This window comes from Neobacillus sp. NPDC093182 (assembly GCF_044754045.1).
This window is the reverse complement of record NZ_JBIVOI010000022.1, coordinates 53,761-80,149: the sequence shown is the minus strand read 5'-3', so window position 1 is coordinate 80,149 and position 26,389 is coordinate 53,761. Positions and strand designations below refer to the sequence as shown.

At 38.9% G+C, this 26,389-nt stretch carries 27 protein-coding genes; 25 read left to right on the top strand and 2 right to left on the bottom strand.

Annotated features, from left to right (window positions below; translation table 11 throughout):
* Positions 1 to 74: 74 nt before the first annotated feature.
* The 6 genes from hppD to ACIQAA_RS28975 all read left to right on the top strand — a co-directional run bounded on the left by hppD (position 75) and on the right by ACIQAA_RS28975 (position 6,238).
* Positions 75 to 1,190: a 4-hydroxyphenylpyruvate dioxygenase gene (gene hppD, locus ACIQAA_RS29000; protein ID WP_402626552.1), complete on the top strand. Its 1,116-nt coding sequence runs from the start codon at positions 75 to 77 to the stop codon at positions 1,188 to 1,190.
* Between the two features lie 77 nt (positions 1,191 to 1,267).
* Positions 1,268 to 1,876, top strand: coding sequence for a flavin reductase family protein (locus ACIQAA_RS28995; RefSeq protein WP_402626551.1), 609 nt, complete (start codon positions 1,268 to 1,270; stop codon positions 1,874 to 1,876).
* Positions 1,877 to 1,892: 16 nt separating this feature from the next.
* Entirely contained in the window at positions 1,893 to 2,819 is a 927-nt protein-coding gene (locus ACIQAA_RS28990; RefSeq protein WP_402626549.1) for a fumarylacetoacetate hydrolase family protein, read from the top strand.
* A 4-nt stretch (positions 2,820 to 2,823) separates the two neighbouring features.
* Positions 2,824 to 3,981, top strand: a complete 1,158-nt coding sequence (locus ACIQAA_RS28985) for a homogentisate 1,2-dioxygenase (RefSeq protein WP_402626547.1) — start codon at positions 2,824 to 2,826, stop codon at positions 3,979 to 3,981.
* Positions 3,982 to 4,116: 135 nt separating this feature from the next.
* Positions 4,117 to 4,734, top strand: a complete 618-nt coding sequence (locus ACIQAA_RS28980) for an NUDIX hydrolase (RefSeq protein ID WP_402626545.1) — start codon at positions 4,117 to 4,119, stop codon at positions 4,732 to 4,734.
* A 142-nt stretch (positions 4,735 to 4,876) separates the two neighbouring features.
* Positions 4,877 to 6,238 (top strand): aspartate kinase, encoded by a 1,362-nt coding sequence (locus tag ACIQAA_RS28975; RefSeq protein WP_402626543.1) that lies wholly within the window; start codon positions 4,877 to 4,879, stop codon positions 6,236 to 6,238.
* A gap of 58 nt (positions 6,239 to 6,296) precedes the next feature.
* On the opposite strand, the gene ACIQAA_RS28970 is transcribed toward ACIQAA_RS28975, so the two are convergent.
* A complete protein-coding gene (locus tag ACIQAA_RS28970; RefSeq protein WP_402626541.1) occupies positions 6,297 to 6,893 on the bottom strand; it encodes a DUF2238 domain-containing protein in 597 nt (198 codons plus the stop codon).
* Positions 6,894 to 7,144: 251 nt separating this feature from the next.
* Between ACIQAA_RS28970 and ACIQAA_RS28965 the strand changes: the two genes are divergently transcribed.
* From ACIQAA_RS28965 to ACIQAA_RS28945, 5 genes are all read left to right on the top strand, one after another.
* Positions 7,145 to 7,345 carry an FCD domain-containing protein gene (locus ACIQAA_RS28965; protein ID WP_402626539.1) on the top strand — a complete coding sequence of 67 codons (201 nt, stop codon included), beginning with the start codon at positions 7,145 to 7,147 and terminating at the stop codon, positions 7,343 to 7,345.
* Between the two features lie 270 nt (positions 7,346 to 7,615).
* Complete coding sequence (locus tag ACIQAA_RS28960) at positions 7,616 to 8,620, top strand: ABC transporter substrate-binding protein (protein WP_402626538.1); 1,005 nt, start codon at positions 7,616 to 7,618, stop codon at positions 8,618 to 8,620.
* A gap of 48 nt (positions 8,621 to 8,668) precedes the next feature.
* Positions 8,669 to 9,478, top strand: a complete 810-nt coding sequence (locus ACIQAA_RS28955) for an ABC transporter ATP-binding protein (RefSeq protein WP_402626536.1) — start codon at positions 8,669 to 8,671, stop codon at positions 9,476 to 9,478.
* Complete coding sequence (locus ACIQAA_RS28950) at positions 9,471 to 10,235, top strand: ABC transporter permease (protein ID WP_402626534.1); 765 nt, start codon at positions 9,471 to 9,473, stop codon at positions 10,233 to 10,235. The genes ACIQAA_RS28955 and ACIQAA_RS28950 overlap by 8 nt, the downstream gene beginning before the upstream one ends.
* A gap of 50 nt (positions 10,236 to 10,285) precedes the next feature.
* Positions 10,286 to 11,038 (top strand): ABC transporter permease, encoded by a 753-nt coding sequence (locus tag ACIQAA_RS28945; protein WP_402626533.1) that lies wholly within the window; start codon positions 10,286 to 10,288, stop codon positions 11,036 to 11,038.
* 66 nt (positions 11,039 to 11,104) lie between these two features.
* Here the strand turns inward: ACIQAA_RS28945 and ACIQAA_RS28940 are convergent, their stop codons facing one another.
* Entirely contained in the window at positions 11,105 to 11,893 is a 789-nt protein-coding gene (locus tag ACIQAA_RS28940) for an IclR family transcriptional regulator (protein ID WP_402626531.1), read from the bottom strand.
* Positions 11,894 to 12,128: 235 nt separating this feature from the next.
* On the opposite strand from ACIQAA_RS28940, the gene ACIQAA_RS28935 reads away from it, so the two are divergent.
* From ACIQAA_RS28935 to ACIQAA_RS28870, 14 genes are all read left to right on the top strand, one after another.
* Positions 12,129 to 12,914, top strand: coding sequence for an alpha/beta fold hydrolase (locus ACIQAA_RS28935; protein WP_402626530.1), 786 nt, complete (start codon positions 12,129 to 12,131; stop codon positions 12,912 to 12,914).
* Between the two features lie 37 nt (positions 12,915 to 12,951).
* On the top strand, positions 12,952 to 13,740 hold the full coding sequence (locus ACIQAA_RS28930) for an IclR family transcriptional regulator (protein WP_402626529.1): 789 nt from the start codon (positions 12,952 to 12,954) through the stop codon (positions 13,738 to 13,740).
* Between the two features lie 195 nt (positions 13,741 to 13,935).
* Positions 13,936 to 15,216, top strand: a complete 1,281-nt coding sequence (locus tag ACIQAA_RS28925; RefSeq protein ID WP_402626528.1) for an MFS transporter — start codon at positions 13,936 to 13,938, stop codon at positions 15,214 to 15,216.
* Positions 15,217 to 15,362: 146 nt separating this feature from the next.
* On the top strand, positions 15,363 to 15,902 hold the full coding sequence (locus ACIQAA_RS28920; RefSeq protein WP_402626527.1) for a cupin domain-containing protein: 540 nt from the start codon (positions 15,363 to 15,365) through the stop codon (positions 15,900 to 15,902).
* A 109-nt stretch (positions 15,903 to 16,011) separates the two neighbouring features.
* A complete protein-coding gene (locus tag ACIQAA_RS28915) occupies positions 16,012 to 16,926 on the top strand; it encodes a VOC family protein (RefSeq protein ID WP_402626526.1) in 915 nt (304 codons plus the stop codon).
* 25 nt (positions 16,927 to 16,951) lie between these two features.
* On the top strand, positions 16,952 to 17,743 hold the full coding sequence (locus ACIQAA_RS28910; protein ID WP_402626525.1) for an SDR family oxidoreductase: 792 nt from the start codon (positions 16,952 to 16,954) through the stop codon (positions 17,741 to 17,743).
* Positions 17,744 to 17,767: 24 nt separating this feature from the next.
* Positions 17,768 to 19,471: a thiamine pyrophosphate-binding protein gene (locus tag ACIQAA_RS28905; protein ID WP_402626524.1), complete on the top strand. Its 1,704-nt coding sequence runs from the start codon at positions 17,768 to 17,770 to the stop codon at positions 19,469 to 19,471.
* Complete coding sequence (locus ACIQAA_RS28900) at positions 19,468 to 20,913, top strand: aldehyde dehydrogenase family protein (protein ID WP_402626523.1); 1,446 nt, start codon at positions 19,468 to 19,470, stop codon at positions 20,911 to 20,913. Before ACIQAA_RS28905 ends, ACIQAA_RS28900 begins: the two co-directional genes overlap by 4 nt.
* A 17-nt stretch (positions 20,914 to 20,930) precedes the next feature.
* On the top strand, positions 20,931 to 21,713 hold the full coding sequence (nadX, locus tag ACIQAA_RS28895) for an aspartate dehydrogenase (protein ID WP_402626521.1): 783 nt from the start codon (positions 20,931 to 20,933) through the stop codon (positions 21,711 to 21,713).
* Between the two features lie 91 nt (positions 21,714 to 21,804).
* Positions 21,805 to 23,109 carry an aromatic ring-hydroxylating dioxygenase subunit alpha gene (locus ACIQAA_RS28890; RefSeq protein ID WP_402626519.1) on the top strand — a complete coding sequence of 435 codons (1,305 nt, stop codon included), beginning with the start codon at positions 21,805 to 21,807 and terminating at the stop codon, positions 23,107 to 23,109.
* 61 nt (positions 23,110 to 23,170) lie between these two features.
* A complete protein-coding gene (locus ACIQAA_RS28885; RefSeq protein ID WP_402626517.1) occupies positions 23,171 to 23,680 on the top strand; it encodes an aromatic-ring-hydroxylating dioxygenase subunit beta in 510 nt (169 codons plus the stop codon).
* 22 nt (positions 23,681 to 23,702) lie between these two features.
* A complete protein-coding gene (locus ACIQAA_RS28880) occupies positions 23,703 to 24,488 on the top strand; it encodes an SDR family NAD(P)-dependent oxidoreductase (RefSeq protein ID WP_402626515.1) in 786 nt (261 codons plus the stop codon).
* Positions 24,489 to 24,516: 28 nt separating this feature from the next.
* Positions 24,517 to 25,485: a VOC family protein gene (locus ACIQAA_RS28875; protein WP_402626513.1), complete on the top strand. Its 969-nt coding sequence runs from the start codon at positions 24,517 to 24,519 to the stop codon at positions 25,483 to 25,485.
* Positions 25,486 to 25,758: 273 nt separating this feature from the next.
* Positions 25,759 to 26,376: a GntR family transcriptional regulator gene (locus ACIQAA_RS28870; protein WP_402626511.1), complete on the top strand. Its 618-nt coding sequence runs from the start codon at positions 25,759 to 25,761 to the stop codon at positions 26,374 to 26,376.
* The last annotated feature ends 13 nt before the right edge of the window (positions 26,377 to 26,389 follow it).

The window sequence follows — 26,389 nt, the reverse complement described above, 5'->3', positions numbered from 1 at the left end:
TTGAGAGGACAGGTCTGTATCACTTAATATATATTCTGAATATTATTAATTAAACGATAATAGGAGGAATATAAATGAAAGAAAAACGCATAAAAGCCGAAGAACTTGTTAACGATTTTTTTCCTGTTAGGGATGTTGACTATATCGAAATATACACAAATAATGCGAAGCAAGCCTGTCACTTTTTTTGTACAGCATTTGGATTTAAGCCAGTTGCTTATTCCGGTCTTGAAACGGGAAATCGTGAAACCGTTTCCTATGTCCTCCAGCAAAGAAATATCCGTCTAGTCCTCACAGGCTCCTATAAAGAAGATACTCTGGTTGCTCAGTTTGTAAAAAAACATGGTGACGGTGTAAAAGACGTAGCTCTCTTAGTAGATGATGTGGATAAAGCATATAACGCTGCTGTAGAGCGTGGCGGCATTGCCCTCGTACCGCCATTTGAACTGAAGGATGAGAAGGGGACCATAAAAAAAGCCGTTCTCGGTACATATGGAGATACCATCCATACGTTAGTAGAACGCAAGAATTATCAGGGTGTTTTCATGCCAGGTTTTGACCCTTATTCCGTTTATCTGCCTATTGAAGATGCCGGCTTGATTGGGATTGATCATGTGGTCGGTAACGTTGAACATATGGAAGAATGGGTCGAATATTATTCTAAAGTAATGGGCTTTGTAGAGATGAAGCATTTCACAGATAAAGATATTACCACAGAGTATTCTGCGTTAATGTCGAAGGTTATGCACAATGGCGGCAGAATCAAGTTCCCAATTAATGAACCAGCCGAAGGGAAACGTAAATCACAAATTCAAGAGTATTTAGAATTCTACAATGGTCCTGGGGTACAGCACCTTGCGATTCTAACAGAGGATATTGTTTCAACTGTTTCGACCTTGAAAAAGAATGGAGTTGAGTTCCTAAATACACCAAGTACGTATTATGAGGATTTGGGGCAGCGAATCGGCAAAATTGATGAAGAGATCGAGAAGCTTCGAGAATTAAACATTCTTGTCGATCGTGATGATGAGGGTTACCTGCTACAAATATTCACTAAGCCAATCGTCGATCGACCTACATTATTCATCGAAATTATTCAGCGTAAGGGTGCGCGGGGATTTGGTGAAGGAAACTTCAAGGCATTATTTGAATCGATCGAAAGAGAACAGGCTCGAAGAGGAAACTTATAACGGGGAAGACTGCTAAGGAAGAAAAAGGGAGAGGTTTCTTCCTTTTTCTAAAAGTTAAATGGAAGAGGTGTGAAGGAATGGAAGTGTCACCAGACACACTTGAATGGAGAGACGCCTATAAGCTGCTAATTGGCTCCATTTTGCCGCGTCCGATAGCTTTTGTGTCAACCATGGATGAAAACGGGATCGCCAATGCAGCTCCCTTTAGTTTCTTTACTGCCATATGCGCCGACCCTATGCTGATCTGTTTCTCACCCATGAGAAGGGGTACGGATGGAGCAAAAAAAGATACGCTCGTAAATATAGAGAACACGAAGCAATTTGTCATCAATATTGTCAGTGAAAACATGGCGAAGCAGATGAATGATTGTGCGGTTGAATTTGCTCCAGAAGTGGATGAGCTGGACGAATCAGGTTTAACTAAAGAGCCAAGTCTTATCGTGAAGGTCCCTCGCATAAAGGAATCACTTATACATCTAGAGTGCGAGCTCTATCAAGTGCTGGATTTTGGTGACAAACCGGGCGCAGGGAGTCTCGTAATAGGTAAGGTTTTAAATATTCATGTTGAGGATGAATTATTTCAGAATGGGAGAATCGATACAGAAAAACTGCAGCCTATTGGCAGAATGGCAGGGAATACGTATACCAAACCATTAGGGAAAACGTTCGATATTACTAGGAAATAGGAAACTGGGTGACTATATGAGATTCGTAACCTTTGAAAAAAGTGATGGAACTGTAAGGTCGGGAGTGCTGTTAGATTCTGACCTTGTCATTGATATGCATGAAGCTACGAACGGGAAATTGCCAGGATGTATGATTGACTTTCTTGAGCAAAGTGAAAGTAATTTGAAAATAGCCAAGGGTCTTTTACAGTTATCCTTAGGTGATAAAGGTGCATATTCATTAAATGAAGTTAGGATGATTGCACCACTGCCACGCCCAAAAAGTTTCCGTGATTTCTATGCATTTGAACAGCATGTAAAATCCGCCAGGGAGAACAGGGGTCTGAAAATGATTCCGGAATGGTACCAAATTCCTGTTTTTTATTTTTCGAATCACCTGGCGATCATGGGGCCTGAAGACCAGATTACTAAGCCTGTCGAATGCAATTGGCTTGATTTTGAGCTTGAAGTTGCTTGCATTATTGGAAAGCAGGGGAGAAATATCTCTGCTGAAGAAGCAGAAGATTATATTTTTGGTTATTGTATTCTTAATGACTGGAGTGCACGGGATCTTCAAAGACAGGAAATGAAGGTAGGATTAGGACCTGCAAAGGGAAAGGATTTTGCAACCTCAATAGGACCATGGGTTATAACCAAGGACGAGATGGATCCATTAAGATCGGGAAAAGGCTTTGACATAAATATGAGGGCTAGGATTAACGGCAGTCTTCTTTCTGAAGGAAATATGAAGGATATTTACTATTCGTTCGGAGAAATGATTGAGAGGGCCTCAGCGGGCGTTACTCTCTATCCAGGGGAGATGATAGGATCTGGTACAGTTGGGACCGGATGTATCCTTGAGCTCGGTACAGAGGTGCATCGCTGGCTGCAGCCGGGTGACGAGGTTGAATTGGAGATTGATAAATTAGGTGTGTTAAAGAATTCAATTATTGGAGTGAGGTGAAATCATGTATTATCGGCAAATGGGCAGGATTCCTCATAAACGTCATACCATGTTTAAAAAAGACGATGGCAGTCTCTTTCGTGAGCAGGTAATGGGTACACGCGGCTTTTCAGGGACCCAGTCCATTCTCTATCACCATCACATGCCAACAGATGTAGTAAAAGCAGAACTGATTGGCAGCTACTTGCCAGAATATGAAGAACAAAAATCGTTAAAGCACCGCCTTTTTTTAACAAACAAAACGGTAAAAAAAGGTGATGCTCTCGAAGCGAGGGAATATATTTTAGGAAATCAAGATTTACTAATTGGTACAGCTTCAGTAAACGAACCAATGAAACGCTATTACCGGAATGGTGATGGAGATGAAATGCTGTATGTTCACTACGGCTCAGGCAAGCTTGAAACCATGTTTGGAACTTTATCTTATCGAGCAGGCGATTACTTATTAATTCCTATTGGAACCATTTATCGCATGATACCTGATGAAAAGGAAGAAACAAAACTGTTGTTCATAGAATCTTTTAGCCAAATTACAACGCCAAGACGGTATCGAAACGAATATGGACAACTGCTTGAGCACAGTCCTTTCTGTGAACGTGATTTTCGTGGTCCAGAAATACTAGAGACCTTTGACGATAAAGGAGAGTTTGAGATCGTAACAAAATCTCGGGGGGCGCTTCATTCTCATATTTTAGGACATCACCCTTTTGATGTCGTCGGCTGGGATGGATACCTCTACCCTTGGGCTTTTAACGTTGAGGATTTTGAACCTATAACGGGAAGAATTCATCAGCCCCCTCCAGTTCATCAAACTTTTGAGGGAAACAACTTTGTGGTATGTTCTTTTGTTCCTAGGCTATTTGACTACCATCCAGAAGCGATACCTGCCCCATATTATCATAGTAATGTGAATAGCGACGAATTACTCTATTATGTTAAAGGTAATTTTATGAGTCGTAAGGGCGTGCAGCTGGAGTCGATTACACTACATCCAAGCGGTATTCCACATGGTCCGCATCCTGGAAAGACAGAAGCCAGCATTGGAAAAAAAGAAACACTGGAACTAGCCGTTATGATTGATACCTTCCATCCGCTTAAAGTGGTTAAGTCGGCTAATGTAATAGAGGACCCAGATTATATGTTTTCATGGGTGGAAAAATAGCGATAACTTATTTAGAACAATCCAATCATAGGTTATTGGGTTGTTTTTTGTTGGATAAAAATAATAAGATAAACATTATATAAATAGTAAATGGTAGTATGGTTATATAAACTTTTTACAGTGGAGGTGAAAATCATGAATTTTGAATCTGTTCAATCGAAATTAAAAAATCATACACCTACTATTTTGGGAAGTGATAAATTTTCAAAATATGCTGTAATGGTACCGCTTATAGAAAAAGAGGATGGAATCCATGTTTTGTTTGAGGTACGGTCACTCCAGCTGCGAAGACAGCCTGGTGAAATTTGTTTCCCAGGGGGCAGAATTGATCCTCAGGATTTAGATGAGAAAAGTGCAGCGATTAGAGAAACAATTGAAGAATTGGGAATAAACAGAGAGAACTTAACGGAGGTATATCCGCTTGACTTCATGATTTCCCCTTTTGGAATGATGATTTATCCCTTTGCAGCAATGATGAAAAATCCAGAGGAAATCCAGCCAAATCCAGCGGAAGTGGGAGAAATATTCACAGTGCCTTTAACCTATTTTATGGAAAACAACCCGGATATTTACCATATTCATTTTAAAGTGGAGCCTGAGGAGAACTTTCCCTTTGATTTAATTGTCGGCGGAGAAAATTATAATTGGCGGACTAGGGCGCTCGATGAAATTTTTTACCGGTATGAAGAAAAAGCGATTTGGGGTCTTACAGCTAAAATCCTTTCGCATTTTATTGAAATAATCAAACAGTGAATGAGATAAGAATTTCACTGTTTTTTTTTTATTTGTCCTCCCCAGAAATACAAATGTCCTTTTTAGGAAGAAAAAAAGACTTGATTATTTTCTGAATAGGATTAAAATTAAGATTATACTTTTTGGGATAGGTGATGTTGTGATGAAGGTAGTAAAGTTTGGTGGATCCTCTTTAGCGTCAGGAGAACAAGTCGAAAAAGTTTTCCAGATTGTGATGTCTGATCCTGAGCGAAAGGTAGTTGTAGTATCTGCTCCTGGAAAGAGGTTTGCTGAAGATGAGAAGGTAACGGACTTGTTGATTGAGTGCGCTGAACTATGTTTGCAAGATAGCAACCCAGAGGAAAAGTTCAACGCCGTTATTTCTAGGTATGCCTCCATTGCAGCGGAGTTAGCTCTCCCTAATGAGATAATTAGTGAAATACATCACGATTTATCAGAGAGATTAAATGGAGACCGTAGTAAGCCTGACCGGTTTATGGATCTCGTAAAAGCTAGTGGTGAGGATAATAACGCTAAATTAGTAGCCGCATATTTTAGGGCGCGTGGCGTAGAGGCAACATATATAAATCCAAAAGACGCAGGACTGCTAGTCAGTGATGAGCCTGGCCATGCACAGGTATTACCTGAATCGTATGAGAAGTTATATTCATTACGTGAAATTCCAGGGATCATCATTTTTCCAGGATTTTTCGGCTATAGCAAACAAGGTGAAGTCTTTACGTTCTCACGAAGTGGCTCCGATATAACTGGTTCGATTTTAGCAAACGGTATTAAAGCAACTCTATATGAGAATTTCACGGATGTGGATGCTGTTTTTTCTGTTAATCCAAACCTCGTGCATCATCCAAAGGAAATCAAAGAGTTAACTTACCGCGAAATGCGAGAATTATCTTATGCAGGATTTACAGTGCTGCATGACGAGGCACTTGTACCGGCTTTCCGTGCAGGTATCCCAGTACAAATTAAGAACACGAACAATCCAGTTGCGCCTGGAACACGAATTGTGTATTCACGTGATAATACGAACGGACCTGTTGTGGGAATAGCAAGTGATAAAGGATTCTGCAGCATTTACGTTAGCAAATACTTAATGAATAGAGAAATTGGTTTTGGACGAAAGCTTTTGAGTATTTTGGAAGAGTATGGATTGTCGTATGAACACACACCTTCAGGGATTGATGATGTATCTGTCATTTTAAGAGAAGCCCAGCTCGACCCTGACATGGAAAATGAAATTATCTGGAGAATTGAGTCAGAGTTACATGCTGATGAGGTAAAAGTCCAGCATAGCCTTTCACTGATTATGGTGGTCGGTGAAGGAATGCGCCGAAATGTGGGAACAATGGCACGCGCCTCTAAAGCATTAGCGAAGGCAGAAGTCAATATTGAAATGATTAACCAAGGTTCATCCGAGGTTAGTATGATGTTCGGTGTAAAACAAGTTGATGAAAAAAGAGCAGTTCAAGCATTATACGATGAATTTTTCGCAGCAGTTCCCGTATAACAAGGAAAAAGCAGATCTAAAATTAATTTTTTAGACTGCTTTTTTTATGTAATTCAAATTATGATAATTGAGGCCGCTGATGACATTTCCTTAATTTTATTTTTGTTCGTACCCCAGCCCAAAGGGCAATGATTAGCCCTCCTCCTGTATCGGAAATTAAATCAATCATGGTATCATCATTTCCGCCGCCTTGTAACGTCATATTGAAAAATTGATCACAGCTAAACTCATAGATTTCCCATATTACACCGCCTAAAGCAGCGAAGGATAAGGTGAACAGGAAGATAATCCAAGGGGATATCTCCATCTCTGCATCTCGATGAACCAATCTTTCATATAACGCAATTCCAGCAAACGCAAGGATAGCACCACTAAGAAAGTGCACAAAGGTATCCCACCAGCCAAGACCATACCAACCTAGAATCGAGCCGCAGTATTGTGAACCGACCAAGAAAAGTAAATAGGAAATTACAATTGGCAAATTGAACTGGAGTTTGGTAAATAGGGCTAAGAGAAGTGGAACTGCCCCACAAACCATTCCACCTATGGCAACGGTTGATTTATAAGATTCCCCTTCCGAACGATAAAGAAAAAATAGTACAGCCATAAATGCCACATAGAGAAAACTTAGCAAAAGGACAAGCTTTCGATTCATTCATTTCACCTCAGGTAGAATCGGATTATTATGATTATATCCAGTTCTTAGCTATCTCACCCAAAGAACTAAAAGAAAAAGATAAAGCTTAGAGTATACAGATTATTGATAATATTCCATAAATATAATTCCTATTAATTTTGAATTGTTAAAACAAGAATTCGGAAATTAGAGAAGTCATAGAAGCATTTGCTGTTTCAAAAGTTGCGAATTGATTACAGAAACGGGATAAAAGAATTATATGGCTCTCTATGCGTATTTCATTTTTATCCATTCAAGGTGAAGGGACGGTTCGTCCTTTTGATTCATCATGGTATAAAGAAAGGACAAATGAACATCTTCAGTTAATTGAAGCATTTCGTGAAAGGGATAAAGAGAAAGCTGTTCAGATCATTAAAAAGCATGTAAATGAAAATTATAACCATCATACAAACTTTATGGAATATCTTTAAGTCTCAGGAAACTGGAGACTTTTTTTTATTTTAGATTGACTGAAAATTATATATTTTCAAATAAATCAATTGACTACTATCTCAACTGTTATTACAATGTACATATAGCAAAACTTGTTTTTGTATATAAAACACTTAAGGAGGATGGTAGTGCTATAAAATCTAATTTTGCCTTTCATACTTATTTGAAATTGAAAATGATACAAATGGGATGGTTGTAGTAAGGGGATGTCAATGGTTTAAAATTTGAGTGAATGGGAGTTGTTATTATTGAAAAAGTACTTATTATTTTTCGGTCTGATTACATTAGCCTTCATGCTTGCCGCATGTTCCGGCGAAAAGTCATCAGGAACTTCTGGGAAGAAAGATGGAGGAGTTGTAGAAATTAACTTTGGGGGCGGATTTGCAACAGAAGAGCCAATTTGGCTATTCGAGGCAGACCCATCGTTAGCTAAAAATCTTGGAAAAACGTATAAACTTAATCTCTCTCAATTTAGAGCAAATGCTGATAGATTAAATGCCTATCAAGCAGATCAAATTGATGGGGGAACATTAGGACAAGGTGCGGCCATTCTATCGAGCTCCCAAGGGGTTGAGATGAAAGTAGTAGCTGTTGTGTCCAAGGATACACCGGATGTAGGCTTTAATTCAGCTTTCATGACATTAAAAGATTCAGAAATTAATGACATTAAGGACCTTAAAGGGAAAACAATTGGGCTTTCCGACTTTAAATCCCCTACTGATATGTGGGTTCGAAGTGCATTGAGATCTGCAGGATTAGATCCGGATAAAGATGTGAAATATGCAATAACCCCAATTCCAGCCATGACAGAAGCAGTCAAATCAAAAAAAATTGATTTAGGAATGTTCCCGCAACCATTTGGTGCTGCTGCCGAAGAGAGTGGTGAGTTCAAAACCATTTTCACCTCTAAAACAGGAGTTCCGTTCGATGAAGATTTCCTCGTTATGTTTTTACATCCAGACTTTATTAAGGAAAATAAGCAAGCTGTAAAAGACTTCTTAGCTGACTATGCAAATATCGTAAAGTATTACCATGAAAATGGCCAAGAAGCAAGACAAAAGATCATTGATAAAACGAAAAAGGTCCAAGCTGACCCAAAAATCTATGTTAACATGACCGATAATAATCGTTCTGCCTATATTAACAGAGATGGTTGGGAGAAAGTTCAGGATCTAATGTTAAAAGATAAATGGATTGACAAAAAGATAGATCTCGATGATTTAATTGATACATCTTTGTTGCCATCTGAATAAGTAGTGCGGGGATAATTGTCCTCGCATTTATAAATAGGAGGAGTACAAATGACCAAAAAGCATGCTGCAATGGAAATTGAAAATTTGAGGAAGGTTTATTCCACTAAAAAGGAAGAAGTCGTTGCCATAAAAGATGTGAGTTTAACGATTCCTGAAGGGAAATTTGTTAGTATTGTCGGACCAAGCGGCTGTGGTAAGAGTACATTTTTACACATTGTTGGTGGATTTATTGAAAAATCTACTGGAAAAGTAAAAGTCAGAGGTAAAGAAGTCGAAAAGCCAGGTCCAGACAGAGGAATGATGTTTCAAGAGTCTGCACTGTTTCCATGGTTAAATGTATTTGATAATGTTGCTTGGGGATTAGATATTCAAGGGGTTGCAAAGAAGGAAAGAAATGAAATCGTTGAAAAGCATTTAAAATTGGTTCGATTATGGGACTTCCGAAATCAATTGCCTTCTCAATTATCTGGAGGAATGAGGCAGAGGGTTTCACTGGCACGAATACTTGCCTTTGATCCAGAAGTGTTATTGATGGACGAACCATTTGGTGCATTAGACGCGCAAACAAGAGAGGAAATGCAGGTTGAATTGCTCCGAATATGGAGTGAATCGAAGAAGAGTGTTCTATTTGTTACCCATGATATTGAAGAAGCCGTATTCTTAAGCGATACTGTTGTTGTTTTTTCCGGCAGACCAGCTGTAATTTCAGAGGTTATCGATATAAAGTTTCCTCGACCAAGAGATTTAAATCTCTATAAAACAGCTGAATTTAGAGATTATCGTAACCAAATTTGGGATCTGCTTCATCAAGAGCATCATAAACCAGTCCAAATTGTATCGGAGGTAGTCAATGGATAATAAACTTCTCCGAATGATTGCTGTTTTTGAGCTAATGGCGATATTTTTAATATGGGAACTTCTAGCAATCTTTCAATGGTTCCCAACCTATTTATCCAGCCCTATAGCTATTATTAAATCAATGGGTGAACTTTGGGTGGATGGAGATTTATTAAATCATATCGGCTCCAGTCTATTTAGATCTCTGATGGGCTTTTTGTTAGTTGTAATAGTGGGTGTTACGCTAGGAATCTTAGCAGGTTATTATCGTAGAGTGGGAACATTCTTTGATCCAATTGTAAACACGTTAAACCCTATACCAAAGATTGCGTTACTTCCTATCTTAATGGTTTGGTTTGGTATAACAGATACTACTCGGATATTAATTATCTTTTTAACAGCATTCTTTCCATGCTTTGTTGCTACAAGAGATGGGGTAAAATCCATCAAGCAAGTCTATCTTTGGTCAGGACAAAATATGGGAGCAAGCACGTTTCAATTATTAAGAAAAATTGTATTTCCAGTTACACTTCCTAAGATTTTTGATGGATTAAGAGTTTCATTAGGATTGACCTTTGTTATGATGTTTTCATCAGAAATCATTGGGGCTGCAAACGGTTTTGGATTAGGGTTCTTGATTCTTAATGCCGATCTTGGAGGAAGAACGGACTATATGTTTGCTGGTGTAGCATTTATCGGATTACTAGGATTTATCTTTGATAAACTATTACTTACAATTCGAAGCAAAGTATTATGGTGGGATGTTAATAAAGCATAATCACGGGTTGATAATAGAGGAACTTACTAGAGATTTGAAGAGGTGAAGAGATGATCCAAAAAATTTGGAATAAAGTAGTAGATTATCAATCTATTTTTATATTATTGATTGTATGGGAAGTGATTGCTGCACTTGGTATTATGCCAGAAAGGCTATTTCCATCCATGTTTGTTGTGATTGGGGTGGCATACGATCTCGCCATATCACCATTGCTTTGGGATAACTTGTCGGTAACAATGGTCCGTGTAATGAGTGGATTTACGATTGCCGCTGTGATTGGTGTCCCGCTGGGAATCATGATGAGCCGTTTTAATCTAATGAACAAATTAATGCAGCCGATGCTTTCAATTGGCTATCCCATACCAAGGGTAGCACTATACCCAATTCTTGTTTTTATGCTTGGTATTGGTTCAGGTTCTAAAATTTTCTTAATCGTTTTGGAGTGCTTATTTCCTATTATTATTAATACTTACTATGGTGCACTAAGGGTAAATCATATGTATGTATGGGCTTCACAAAATATGGGAGCTAATCATTTCAACATGTTTTGGAAGGTATTGCTGCCTGCATCAGCACCATCTATCTTTACGGGCTTGAGAATTGCCCTTCCTTTAGCTCTCATTATTTCAATATTGACAGAAATGATTAGTTCAACTGAAGGAATGGGATATTTATTAAGTTTTATGTCTTCATCACTTGTCCAAGAAAATGTATTAGCTTCCGTAATGCTGATTGCCATAATAGGCTATTTAATGAGTGTTATTCTCGATATAATACAGAAAAAGTTTATTTTTTGGCATTAACAAGAACGGGATATCGATAAACATTCCTCAATTGATGGAAGTGAATATCAATATCCCCCGCTATGCCTAACTATGTTGGTGATAACCAGAATAGGAAGATAGCTGGTCTGCATGTTTTAGCAATGCAGGAATAACCGTTTCCGTAATAAAATCACCTTTACAGACGGCCACAGGTGCTACGACATTGATTGCAGCAATAATATGACCCTGTTTATTTACAATTGGAGCAGCAACAGAAAATATTCCGTTTTCGAATTCTTCATCGCTTGTAGAATATCCTTTTTCCTTTATTTCTCTTAATTCTTTTTCCAGGGCAAGTAATTGTGTTTTTGTCTTGCCTGTATATGATTTTAATTCATTCCCATGAAGCATGGCAGATAATTTTTCTTCTCTTTGAAATGCAAGCAATACTTTCCCTAAAGCCGTAGCGTGTGCAGGAAGTCTTGAGCCAACGGTAACATTGACAGTAGATACACCTTTCCCAGGAACTCTTGCCACATAAGCCACTTCATTGCCATCAAGTATTCCGAGATGTGTTGATAATCCTGTTTCATCTCTGAGTTCTTCCAAATATGGTCGTGCTAAGTCTAACAAAGGCATTGTATTCAAATATGTGAACCCTAGTTCAAGAACTTTAGGTGTCAGTTCATATCTTTTCGTTAATTCATCCTGGCGAATATACCCTAAGGATTGAAGGGTGAACAAGATACGGTAAGGAGTTGTCCGACTAACATTAAGTTTATTGGCAATTTCAGATAGAGAAAGAGTAGGCATGTCTCCATTGAACATCTTTAGTATTTCTAATCCCCTAACAAGGGAATTGGATAAATATCGATCATTTTTATCTTCAGACATATAGATATCACTCCTAGTAAAACGGTAGTTGAGACAAATGGATTCGCTAGTTAATTAAAAGATTCGTTAATAGTATATAACATTTTCCTATTTAACGCCTTATTACAGATAGGAAAATTTGTTAGAAATATCAAGTAATCAGAAAATTCCATTGACTAATTGATAAAATGTTATATTATGTAAAAGTAAAACGGTGTTTTGTAGAAAAAACATAAATGTGTACAGGAGGTAGAATATGCCGTATCTATCGGTACAGGATTTATCCATTCATTATGAGATAGAAGGTAATGGAAAACCTATCATCATTCTCCATGGGATGGGGAACAACTCTCAATCCTGGAAAAAACAATTGGCAGGGCTAAGTGACAGTTATACGGTCATCGCTTGGGACGCACCTGGATATGGAAAAAGTTCAGATCCTAAAGAGGAATTGACAGAGTTTTGGCAGTTTGCAGATGTTTTAAAAGGCTTTATTGAAGCCCTAAACTATAAATCTGTAACTCTTTTAGGACATTCAATGGGCTCTGCGATTGCACTTGATTTTTGTTATCGTTTTCCTGAAATGGTGGACAGCCTAATTATCTCAGATGCAACTAGAGGGGCGGCTGCGTTAAGTGTTGAAGAAAATCAAAAGAAATTAGCAGCACGCCTAAATAATATTAATACATTAGACCCAAAGGAAATTGCTGCAAAAAGAGTGAAGGAACTTTTGTCTCCTAATCCTGACCTTGAAGTAAAGAAGGAAGCGGAAAGAATCATGTCTCAAGTCAGACCAATGGGATATCGCTCAGTGGCATATTCTCTATTTCATCTAGACCAAATGAATATGTTGTCCTCTATTATGACTAGGACACTAGTCATTTGTGGAGAATTGGATAAGGTAACCCCGGTAAGTGAGTCAGAGATTTTCCATAGTCATTTAAAGAATTCCGTGTTCGAAATCATACCAGGGACAGGCCATCTATGTTATCAAGAAGATCCAAACAACTTTAATAGAATTGTCCTGGATTTTCTTAAATAAATCTCACTATTTAGTACAGTAAGGGAGGTGTAAAACTATGACAAAAGATGATAAGGAACGTTATAATGCCAATGCATTAGTTAGAGGATTAGAAATATTAAAGTTGTTTGGTGAAGACCGTCCGACATTATCATTGGTTGAAATTGCAAAAGAATTAAATGTAAGTCGTACAGTACCATTTAGATTATTATTTACGCTTCAATCACTTGGATACCTAGCTCAAGATGAAGCAACTAAGCGATACAGTTTAACTCCTAAAGTTTTAGAAATAGGATTTTCATACTTAAGCAGTTTAAGGCTACCAGAAATTACACAGCCATATATTGAAAGTTTAAGAGATGAAACAGGAGCTTCCTGTCATCTGTCGATATTGGATGGACATGAAGTAGTTTATGTAGGGAGCGCCCCTGTTAGAGGCATTTCAGCCATTAATGTAAATATTGGACTTAGACTACCTGCTCATGCAACTGCAAATGGGAAGGTACAGCTTGCATACCAATCCAAGGAGCATTTAAATATGGTTTTATATGGCTCAAATCTTAAACCATATACAGATAGAACTCAAACTGATTTCCTAGATTTACAAGAAGAATTAGAAGGAATCCGTAACAAAGGTTATGCGATTACCAAAGGAGAATTAACGTTAGGGATCCAATCAGTTGCAGCACCAATATTTGATCGCTCAGGAAAAGTATTGGCTGCTGTTAATGTAGTCGCTACTGAAAATACATTCCATAATGAGTTTATTGAAAAGGTTGCACTGCCAAGGGTATTAGAAACATCAGCCCAATTGTCTAGCTATATGGGCTATCAATTGAAAAATTAGAAAAGTAGAAAAGGCTTGCAATTGCAAGTTTTTTTTTGTGCTTTAATCTAATCATGTTTTATATATAAAACATGATTTTGACAACAAAACAATTTATTCGTTTTGTATTGACATAATATTCTTGTAACTTTAAAATTAAGATAAGGAAAAACGGCGTTTCCTATATAAAACAATAATTATGTAAGGGGGAAATCAATGTTAAAGGGCAACAAAAGGTGGTTATATATTGCAGTTCCAATCTTTTTCTTTTGGTTTTTTGGACAAATTGATAAGTTAGGTATCTCAGTAATCCAAACGGATCCCACCTTCTTAGCAGACCTAGGTTTAACTGGTGCAGATAAAAACGCAAAAATTGGGTTCATTACATTCATCTTTACAGTTGCCTATGCTTTCTCGAATCTATTTTGGGGCTTTATTATTGATAGATTAGGAGCTAGAAAAACAGCTATCATGGGTCTCTGTGTTTGGACACTCACAATGATTTTTGGCGGGCTGGCAACTTCCTATGAGATGTTTCTTGTAAGCCGTGTGATCCTAGGATTTGGTGAAGGGATGATGATTCCTGTCTGTGGGAAATTTATATCCAATTGGTTTAACCATAGCGAACTTGGAAGAGCTCAATCTTCGTGGCTGGCTGGAAACTACTTTGGACCTGCATGCGGAGCAGTAATATTAAGCTTAGTAATCGCTACTTTTCATTGGGAAGCTGCATTTTTCTTTTTAGCTGGATTTAACCTTTTCATTGTCATTCCTATGTTTGTATTTCTAACAAGAGATACTCCAGAAGAACATCCCCGTATTGATCAAAAGGAGTTAGCGTATATTCGCACTCCTGATCCAAATGAAAAAATAAAGCCAAAGCTAAATTTTACGCACGATTATCGTTATTGGATTGTTTGGTTTGGAATGCTTATGTCTTCATTTTTATTTTTTGGAATCAGTATCTGGCTCCCTACTTATTTAGTAGAAGCAAAAGACTTCTCAAGAGAGGCCATGACTGGTATCACCTCATTATCTTGGCTGTTTGCACTAGGCTTCGTACTAGCTTGCGGATTTTTAGCGGACAAAACGAGGCGGCCAAGTTTACTTGCTACTATATTATTCAGTTTAACTGCAATTTTTCTAGCGTCGGCCATACTTGCTCCACATCCTGTTATAGCAGGAATTTGTATGGGTCTAGCAATGGGAACGCAGGGTGGAGTATTCCATTTAAGTAATCTATTTATTGTAAAATATTCTACACCAGCGACAGCAGGTCGTGCTGCAGGCTTAATGGGATTCACGAACATACTTGGTGGTTTTTCAAGCTATATTATGGGCTGGCTTCGTGATCTTTCAGGTGGGGACTTTGGACCTTCGATTGTGATGTTAATCGTGGCAGCAGGATTAGGTTTTGCAGCATATCTATTTACATTAAAAAAAGAAGCCACTGATGTTCGAAGTCTTAAAGTAAATTCTAATCGAGTAATTATTTAGAAAGCGGTTTCCAAAATAAAATGTTGTTTTGAATTTTCTCAATATTTTTAATTGACAATAAAAGTATTGAGATTTAAAATTGGTTTATATAGAAAACAATGTTTTATATTTAAAACAAAAAATTAATTTATAGGAGAGTGTTTTTGATGGCAGAAGAAAAATTTAATGTAGCAGAGTTTGAAAAGAAATATGTGGCTAGATTACAAAATCGCACGTTAGATTGGAACGTTTTAAAATTTCAAGAAGAAATTGATCCAAGATACAAAAGAGCTCAAATGAGATACATCGGTCGTGGAGCTACAGCTAATAATGATTCGAATGTGATAGCAGCTGAACACTTTACACTTAGCACGATGGTTCTTCCAGCTGGATGTATTGGTCCATTGCATTTGCATGATGATGTTGAAGAGGTTTTCTTTATTCTTAAGGGCAGCGTGAAAGCGCTTATTCAAGAGGTAGGGAAAGATGAAGTCCATGAGATTCGCTTAAATGAAAGAGATTGCATTAGCTCACCTCCAGGCGTATACCGCGGTATCCACAACGATGGCGACGAAGAAGCGTTAATGCTTGTCATGCTTGGAGCCGTTAAACCAAACCTGCCTACTTATGTAGAAGGCAGCCCGCTTGAAGAGCTTCGTATCCAACGCGCGAAAGAAAGAGAAGCTATTATCAACGGAAATAAATAAGATCTATTTTAAAAAACCTTCTTTGATGGGGATGGTCCTCTAACTTTCATTGGGATCATCCCTATTATGTTACAGATGTAATGATAGATGGATTAATGGAGGTGCAAATATGGTTGGTATTACACACTTAAGACATATTGGTTTAATTACCCCCGTCCTGCAAGAACAAGCAGATTTTTATGAGAAAATTTGGGGTTTAGATAAGGTAGCGCAAGACGAAAAAACCGTATATTTTCGTGGGGCTGGCCCTGAAAATCATATCTTAAGCTTACATTCAGGTGAAAAGAGAGGCCTACACCATATCGCTTTTGGGATGGTCGATAAAAATGCCGTTGATAGAGCAGCAGAATACCTTGCTTCCAAAGGAGTAAAAATAATAGCCGATCCTGGTTATCTAGATGAAGAAGGAAAAGGTTATGGTCTGCGGTTTGTTGATCCCGAAAATCGCTGTATCGAATTATCTGCATGGGTTGAGATGCATACAACCATTTGGAACAAGAAAAATGTTGACCCCGTTAAACTTAACCATGTCGTAATGAATACTACAGACCTTGATATGATTACCGATTTTTATACGAATATTATCGGCTTTAAAGTTACCGATTGGAGCGAACATCAGATGTCATTCCTTCGCTGTAACCGGAAGCACCATTCACTAGCATTCAATCAAGATAAACATGCTTCAGTAAACCATATCGCCTATGAAGTAGATACAGTTGATGAAGTTATGCGTGGAATTGCGAATGTAAGGAAGGCTGGCTATCAAGAGATTTGGGGACCAGGACGTCATGGCCCTGGTAATAATATTTTCTGTTACTTCCAGGATCCCGCAAAGTTTGTCATGGAATATACCTGTTATCTAGAGACGATTGAAGATGAAAGTGAATGGAGAGCTCGGGTTTGGAAACGTGTCCCTCATTTAATGGATCAATGGGGAATTGCTGGACCTCCAAAGCCAGAAACCCGCGCAGCGATGGGTGGAGAACCAGACCCTGGATGGGTAAACGTGAAAGCACTGCTCTAAAGGTTAGATAATAAGGGGTGTCGAAATGGACTTAGGTTTAAAAGGCAAAATAGTGGTCATTATGGGAGGAACATCAGGTGTTGGGTTAAAAGCAGCTGAATTGTTCCTCCAAGAAGGTGCTAAAGTAGCGATTTGTGGTAGAAATAGCGAGCGAAAAGAGAAAGCATTTGATTATCTTTTACAGTTTGGGTCAGCAGATTCTATCTATGCTGCAACCTGTGATGTTACGAATAAAGAAGATGTTAACGCATTTATAAACGGTGTTGCAGCTAACTTTGAGGGTATTGATATATTAGTAAATTCTGCTGGTCAAAGTGTAATGGGCTACTTTTTTGATGTCAGTGACGAACAATGGATGGAGCAAATTCAATTAAAATACTTCGCCATCATTTATGCTGTAAAAGCAGCCCACCCTTACCTCGTTAAGAGAGGCGGAGGAAGAATTATTAATATCAACGCAACTCTAGCCAAAGAGCCAGAACGTCATATGATTGCGACAGCAGCTACAAGAGCTGGGCTATTAAATTTAAGTAAAACTCTTTCTCAAGAGCTTGCTCCAGATAATATTCTAGTAAACTCAGTCAGCTTAGGTTTGATACGAACCGATCAATGGGAGCGTAGAAGAATGAAAAATGCTCCAGATATGGACCCTGAAGAATATTATGCTGATTTAGCAAAGAAGCGGAATATTCCATTAGGACGTGTTGGGGAAGCGGAAGAGGTTGCAAGTGTCATTCTGTTTTTAGCCTCGAAACAAGCAAGCTATGTATCTGGTTCCACTATAGAGACGGCGGGAGCACTCGGGAAAGCACTATAATACGGATAAAGGCAGGAGTAAATGATGAGTCCACAAGTTCAAATGGAATTTACAACGGCAGATGCTATTGTTCAAGAATTAGTCCGAGCGGGTGTAACCACAGCTTTCGGTATTGTCAGCATCCATAACATGCCGATTTATGATGCAATTCTTCGTGAAGGAAGCATTCACCTCGTTTGTTCGCGCGGTGAAAGCGGTGCGGTAAATATGGCTGATGGGTATGCCCGTGCCACAGGTAAATTGGGTGTAGTCATTACTAGTACGGGGACAGGGGCTGGAAATGCTGCAGGTTCACTTATCGAGGCTTGGGCAGCAGGCATACCTGTCCTGCATTTAACGGGTGAAGTGGCTTCCCCTTACTTAGGTACGGGAAGAGGGTATATTCACGAATGTAAGGATCAGTTGTCGATGATGGAAGGAGCCTGTAAAAAGGCAATTCGTTTAAGAAAACCGGAGCAAACAGCCGCTGTAGTTAGACAAGCGATTCAAGATGCATTAGCTGCTCCGTCTGGACCAGTTTCACTTGAAATTCCCATTGATTTTCAATCTGCAATTATTCCAAATCATCCTCTTGAAGAAGTCAGATTCGCAGCTCAAACGAATCATTTAGCTTTAGATTTACCCAAAGAAATTGTATCCAAAATCACTAATGCCCGCCGACCTGTTATTTGGGCAGGTGGAGGGGTCATTAGTGCAGACGCGTCACAGGAAGTGAAGCAATTAGCAGAATTGATTGGTGCAGCCGTTATTACAAGTCAATCAGGTAAAGGAAGTATACCAGAGGATCACGCTCAGTGTATCGGTCACTTTGCTGCATATGAGTTAACGAAAAAGTTATTAAAGGATTCTGATTTATTAATCAGTATTGGTGTAAGATTTAGAGGAAATGAAACGGCGAACTGGAAAGTAACTGTTCCGAAAGAACATATTGCTATTGATGCGGATTGGCAAGCGATTAATCGAAACTATGAAGTTACCAATGGGTTAGTAGGGGATGCCAAGCAAATCCTACATACAATCATTCAAGAACTATCTAAAAAAGAATTACAGCCTGACCCGGCTTATCTAGATGAAGTGCAATCGGTTCGTCAGGAATTGCGGGCAGCGTTACGAGCAACCCTTGGTCCATATGAACAAATTCTAGATGGCATGCGAAAAGTATTGCCACGAGATACTATATTAGTTCGTGACGTAACGGTCCAAGCAAATGTGTGGGGAAGCCGATTATTTGAAATCTATGAACCTCGTACATCTATTCATGCGTCTGGGGGAGGAATTGGTCAGGGGTTACCTACTGCCATTGGGGCACAAGTGGCTTTCAAAGACCGGCAAGTAGTGTTGATGGCCGGTGATGGCGGATTTATGGTGAATGTCGGCGAAATGGCAACAGCCGCTCAAGAAAACTTACCATTAATCGTGGTATTGTTCGATGATGCTGGCTACGGGGTGCTCCGGAATATTCAAGACGCTGCATATGGTCGGCAAGTTGCAGTCGATCTCTTAAGTCCTGATTTTGTACTGTTAGGTCAATCTATGGGATTTGAATCTACGAGAATCGGCTCTCCCGATGAATTTGTCTCCGCACTTGAAAATGCAGTTGGTACTAAAAAACCTACGATGATTGTGGTTGATATGGAAGCTGTCGGACCAATGGCTAAACCATTTGGAGGACCTCCAGGTGCAGCGGATGCATTCAAACCGAGAAAGCTTAAGGGGGGAATAGAATGATATCAACATATCCATTTGTTTCAGGTAAATACTTGATTGGCGGCAATTGGTATGAAGCGGCTAAAAAAACGAATGTCATTAATCCTGCAAATATAAATGAAATTGTCGGGGAAGTGGCTTTATGCTCTGTATCAGATGTTGACCATGCGATTACTACTGCTGAAAAGGCTTACGAATCCTGGTCCCGTAGTGATATTGAGGAACGGGCTAGCAATATGCACTTGGCGGCTGAAGAAATAAAAGCACTAGTTGAAGAGAATGTAACATTGCTAGTACGTGAGAATGGAAAAGTACTAGTGGAGGCAAAGAAAGATTTGCTGCGCTGTGTAGATATTATGCACCAAGCAGCAGATGAACTTCTTGAATGGTGGAAGCCTGAAGTATTGCCAGGTAATCAAAAGGTGCAAATCCGAAAACGTGCACGTGGTGTCACTGCCGTTATTTCACCATGGAACTCCCCAATGATTTTAACTTTTAAGCGAGTGATTCCGGCTGTGTTGACAGGAAACACGGTAGTGGTTAAGCCAGCTACAAATTGTCCTCTGACAATTATGTCATTTTTAAAGGTGGTAGCTTCCTATTTTCCTGCAGGAGTTATCAATGTCGTAACAGGTTCGGGCAGTGTGATTGGTGAGTCGCTTTGTTCTGACCCAAGAGTAAAGACGATTGCTTTCGTGGGCAGTACTGAAACTGGAAAAGAGATCATGCGTGCAGCTTCAGGTACAGTAAAGAACCTCTATATGGAACTGGGTGGAAATGACGCGGCCATTATTCTTGAGGATGCCAATCTTGATGAAGACAATATTAAACGTCTTCGATTCGGTGTACTTCGTGCTGCAGGCCAGGTATGCTCTGCGATTAAAAGGATATATGTACATGAATCAAGATATGAAGAGGTCATTGAAAAGTTAAAGAAAGAATTTCAAAGAATCAGGGTTGGCAACGGAATTCAGCCTGATGTTGAGATGGGACCATTAAATAATAAATCGCAATATGACTATGTTAAAGGGTTAATTGAACGTGCAGCAGATTCGGGTGCAACGATCATTTCAGCTGGAATTCAGATAGATCCTGAATCATGGGATCAAGGTTACTATATATTACCAACGATTATTACTGGTGCAAATCAAAATAGTGAAATTGTTCGTGCAGAACAATTTGGTCCTGTCATTCCTATTCTGTCTTACTCAAATTTAGACGAAGCCGTTCAGCTTGCAAATGATAGTGAATTCGGCTTAAGAGCGTCGGTTTGGACCGAGGATGAAGAACTGGCAATCCAATTAGCAGACCAATTAGAAGCAGGAGCTGTTTTTCATAATAACCATACCGTTTTCCAAGACCTCCATCTTGATTTCCCAGGTCTAAAAGAAAGTGGACTATCTCGTGAAGTAAGGCACTGTGGGTTAGAATATTTTGCAGATTCCTATGGGTTTGCCAACTGAGAAGGAGGACACTTCAGATGAAAATCGGATTAATCGGCGGCGGAAACATTGGCAAATTCCTACTTCAAAGTATAAATACCCATAAACTTCTGGAAGATTCCAAAATTATCGGTATATATACACGCAATCCAAAATCTGCTCAGCAGCTAGCAGCTGAATATGATACTGCAGTCTTTGAGAATATTGAATCACTTCTACAATCAGATGTAGATTTAGTAGTCGAGGCGGCTACAGTTGAAGTGGTAAAACAAAATGCTTCATCCATTCTAAGTAGCGGAAAGGATTTAGTGTTAAGCAGTGTGGGTGCTCTTAGTGATTTGAATTTCATTCGATCACTTGAGGAAATTTGTAAGGTTAATGGGAAGAAAATCCATCTCCCCTCGGGTGCAATTGGTGGTTTAGATGTATTAAAGGCAGCGAAATCCAATGGTGAACTCGAAAGTGTTTCGATTATTACAAGGAAGCCTCCTCAGGCTTTACCAGGCGCACCTTTGGATAAAAAGCAAGTACTTTTTGAGGGGTCAGCGAGAGAGGCAATTGAGCTATTTCCGAAAAACATCAATGTGTCAATCATTTTATCCCTTGCAGGCTTAGGACCAGATAAAACCAGAGTTAAAATTATATCCGACCCATGTATAAAAAAAAATAGTCATTGTATTAAAGCAAAAGGTTCATTTGGAGATCTAAGTATCAAGGTTGAGAATGATCCAATGCCGAACAATCCAAAAACAAGTTATTTGGCAGCACTAAGTGTTTTATCATCATTAAAAAATAAAGATGCGGTAATCCAAGTTGGCTAAAAAATATTATAAATAACATCCAGGGGCAAACGTTTGAATTACTTTTTCCCCTGAATGAGGCAGCACCAATCTATGTTTAGGGGGATTAGGCGTGTATAAAACGAACATAAATTTAGAAGAAATGTCTCAAAAGGAAGCAATTGAATACTTAAATGAAACCGTTCAACCTGAAACTGGGTCTATTCCTGCCTATCTTCTAGGTGATCCAACTATATATGATTTAGAGCACAAAAAAGTCTTTTTAAAAACTTGGATATTCATTGGACACGAATCAGAAATTCCGAACAAAAATGACTTCATCACTAGGGATGTGGCTGGCTATTCTGTGATTATATCACGGGGTTCTGATAATCAAATTCGTGGCTTGTATAATATGTGTACACACCGGGGAATGAAGCTTTGTCGCGCAGATGCTGGAAATAAATCATTATTTACTTGTCCTTACCACGGTTTTAATTTTAAAAATAATGGAGATTGTGTTGGTGTTCCACTACAAAAGGACATCTATGGGGATAGCCTAGATAAAACTCAGCTGGGTTTACATAAAATTAGAGTGGAGTCATACAAAGGGTTGTTATTTGGTACTTGGAATGATGAAGCAGAGTCTTTAGAGGCTTTTTTAGGGGACTTTAAATGGTATATTGATATTTTTGCAGGAAGAGCAGAAATGGAAGTAATGGGACCGCCGCAAAGATTTGTCATTCACTCTAATTGGAAAATCGGAGCAGATAACTTCGTAGGTGACTCCTATCATACGATGGTTACTCATGGATCTATTGCAAAATTAGGAATGGTACCAAGTGCAACATACTCGAAAAAAGGTTATCAAATCCACACAACCAATGGGCATGGTTTAAACCTGGGTACACCAAATCCAGACTTTGCCTTCCCAGAGGAATTAAAAGAAGAATTCAAATCCAATTTAACAGAAGAACAATATGAGGTTCTATCAAATCTTAAAAATATGATTGGAAACATCTTTCCTAACCTATCGTTTTTAATTTCACATACAAAAATTAAAGGACAGTTAATCTCTAATACCTCTATGCGAATTTGGAAACCTATTTCAGTAGATAAAATGGAAGTGATTACTTGGTTCTTAGTGGAGAAAAATGCCCCAGAGGATTGGAAAAGACGTTCAAGGGAATCATTTATTCTAACATTTAGCCCTTCTGGTATTTTTGAACAAGATGATACGGAAGTGTTTACTGATATTACTGCAGCAGCGTCTGGAACGATGCCATTAATGAAACAGCTTACATTTAACTATACGATGGGCTTGCACCGTAAACCAGTAACAGAATTCGTTGGCCCTGGAGTTGTATATGATGATAAATTCACAGAAGCAAATCAACGGAATTTTTATCGTTATTGGCTTGACTTAATGACAAAATGAGATTGCTCTCACACTTTTCATGACCTTTATCAAAAACTAGCAAAGGATTGAGGGAGAAGTTATGACAATTGAAAAGATGCTAGCAACCTACGAGTTTGAACAATGGCTCTATCGGGAAGCTAAACTGTTAGATGATATTGATTTTGATGGGTGGTTTAGTTTAATGCACCCATCTTTAAAATATCAAATGCCGGTTCGCGTTAATAAAGAGGGGATAGAACGCCCCGATTATGCGTTGGATATGTTTGCGTTTGATGATGATATTGAACTATTGAAAATTCGTGTGGATCGTCTAAAAACCGATTATGCGTGGGCAGAAATTCCACCTTCACGGACTAGACGGCTAGTCAATAATGTCAGGTTACTTGATTACGTCCCTGATAAAAAGGCAGTCGTTAACAGTTATTTAATGATTTATCGGAGCCGGAGCACAGATATTCATCACGATTTAATATCTGGTGAACGACAAGATGAATTTATTTTTGAAAATGGAGAATGGAAGCTATCAAAACGCTTTTTCATTGTTGACCAAACGACGATTAATACACGTAATCTAGCTATCTTTGTTTAGTAGCAGGAAGGGGCAGTGTGATATGGCTCAATTAAGTGGTAAATCAGTATATTTGACTGGTGGTGCCTCTGGTATCGGAAAGGCTGTAACAGAGGCTTTTGTGAAAGAAGGAGCAGTGCTTACCGTACTCGATAAGTCAATAGCGGGACTGAATCAATTAAAGCAGCAGTTTGGTGATTCTGTACAATGTATCGAGGGAGATGTTACGAATTATCAAGCACATGCTGATGCAGTTCAAATGGCGGTTGAAGCATTCGGGAAGTTAGATGTTTTTGTTGCCAATGCTGGTGTGTTTGACGGGTTTGCTAAATTCCAAACAGTTACTCCCGAAGCAATGTCAAATGCATATGACGTCCTGTTTGACATCAATGTAAAAGGATATTTCAATGGGGCCAAGGCGTCAGTGGAGGAATTGAAGAAAACAGGCGGTAATATGATTTTCACCGTGTCAGGTGCAGGATTCTATCCTGATGGGGGAGGAGTCTGGTATACCGCCAGTAAACACGCACAAATTGGCTTAATGCGCCAGCTTGCATTTGAGCTGGCTCCTGACATAAGAGTGAATGCTGTTGCTCCGGGAGGAACGTTGACAGCCCTAAATGTCATTTCTCCACTTCAACCATTTGTAAAATCGGTAGATAACGAGACAAAGGAAAAAAGTATAAAATCACGAAACCCGCTTCGGATTGCAATGTCTTCTGAAGACCACGTTGGTGCCTATTTGCTTCTTGCTTCCGATAATGCTAGAGCCATTACTGGAGAAGTTATCTCGAGTGATGGAGGATTATCTGTGCGTGGACTAGGTTAATAAAAATGGGAAATAGAGGTGACCATTTGTGGAAGAATCGCTAACAGAAAAGAAGCCTATGGCAGGAAATAATGAAATCAATCAACTTGCATTTGTTGTACGTGATATTGAGAAGACATCTGAAATGTTTGCTAAACTTCTTGGGATTCCGAAACCAGCATGGTTCTTAACTGGTGATAGTGAAGTTTCCAAAGTGGTTTTTCGCGGCAAGCCAACCAATTCTCGAAGTAAATTAGTGTTTATGAATACACCAACCGTGCAATTTGAACTAATTGAACCAAATGAGGAACCTGGTACAATGCGTGAATTTTTAGATACAGTTGGAGAAGGAATCCATCATATTGCTTTTGATGTAGAATCCATTAAGGAGATTCTGCCGGTTTTTGAGAGTAATGGCTATCCTTTACTTCAAAGTGGTGAATTTACATCAAGTGATGGCAGATATGTATATGTTGATACCTTGAATGATCATAAGACACTGGTTGAACTTCTTGAAAGTGCTGAACCACGAGATACAGAGCCAAGCAAAGAATCCTTTGAACCTTTGCTCGGGACCAATAAAGTGGAGCAACTGGCGATTGTTGTTAAAGATCTCGATGCAGCAGCAGATGCTTACTGTAAACTACTAGGGGTTGAAAAACCTCAAGTGATTCAATCCGGACCGAGCGAGTTAACTCAGGTTGTTTTTGAAGGAGAGCCAACCGAAGGCGATTCTAAATATATGTTTATTAACACCCCACTGCTTCAAATTGAATTAATTGAACCTGGTAAATCTCCAAGTACATGGAAAAAGCATCTTGAAATGCATGGGGAAGGTGTTCACCATATTTCGTTTTTTATAAAAAATATGGAGGGAAAAATTAAGCTGCTAGAGGATATGGGTTATCCTGTTATTCAAACTGGTAATTTCTATAATGGGAAAGGCAGATATGCTTATATGGATACCACTTCGGACTTTAAAGTAATAATAGAATTACTAGAACGATTTGATTCCTAAATTGAGTGCTAGACACCTTTGGTGCCTGGCACTTTTTTAGGTGTATTCAGAAAGATTTGTCTTCAATCAAGGGTCGCCAACACACCCCTTCATTCGGAACAGTTGCCTTTGTACTAACCAAACTATGCTTGAAGTAATCTCTTTTTAGAAACTGCTCTTCATACCAATGTCGACAATGGCAAAAAGTTCTTTATCTGCGATTCGCAACGACATCGTTTTTGGAGTATAGTGGATGTATAAAAAGCAGATGGACACAGCTTAGTGGAGGAATATATGCAGAGGGCACAAATACCAACATATGAACGGATTGCCATTGACTTAGCGAATCGAATTTACGATGGAAAGTTTAAAGTAGGTGAAAAGATTCACGGGAGATCAACATTGGCTAGTGAATATAAAGTTTCACCAGAGACAGTAAGAAGAGCAATAAAGATATTGGAAGATGTCGAGATAGTTCAATCTACAAAGGGCAGTGGGATTGTTATTTCTTCCCGTGAGAATGCCTATAAATATATTCATCGATTTACGAATTTGGCGAGCATAAAGGACCTCGAAAAAGAGATAAACAGCCTTATAGCAGAGCGAGTGAAAATCGAAGAGCAGCTTTTTGATTCGGTTAGAAAAATCATGGATTATTCCACAAAGCTTCGGCATACCAATCCATTAGCACCGATTGAGGTAGAGGTATTGCCCGGCTGTGTACATATTGGTCAGACCATTTCTGAAGTGAAATTTTGGCAAAATACTGGAGGCACAGTCATAGGGATGAAGAGGAAAGGGGAATTGATTATTTCTCCAGGACCATATGCACTCATCCTAGAAGGGGATGTACTTCTTATTATTGGTGATGATGAAACCTATGAGAGAGTCGTCCATTTTATGGAGGATTAAAAAAAGCCGGCAG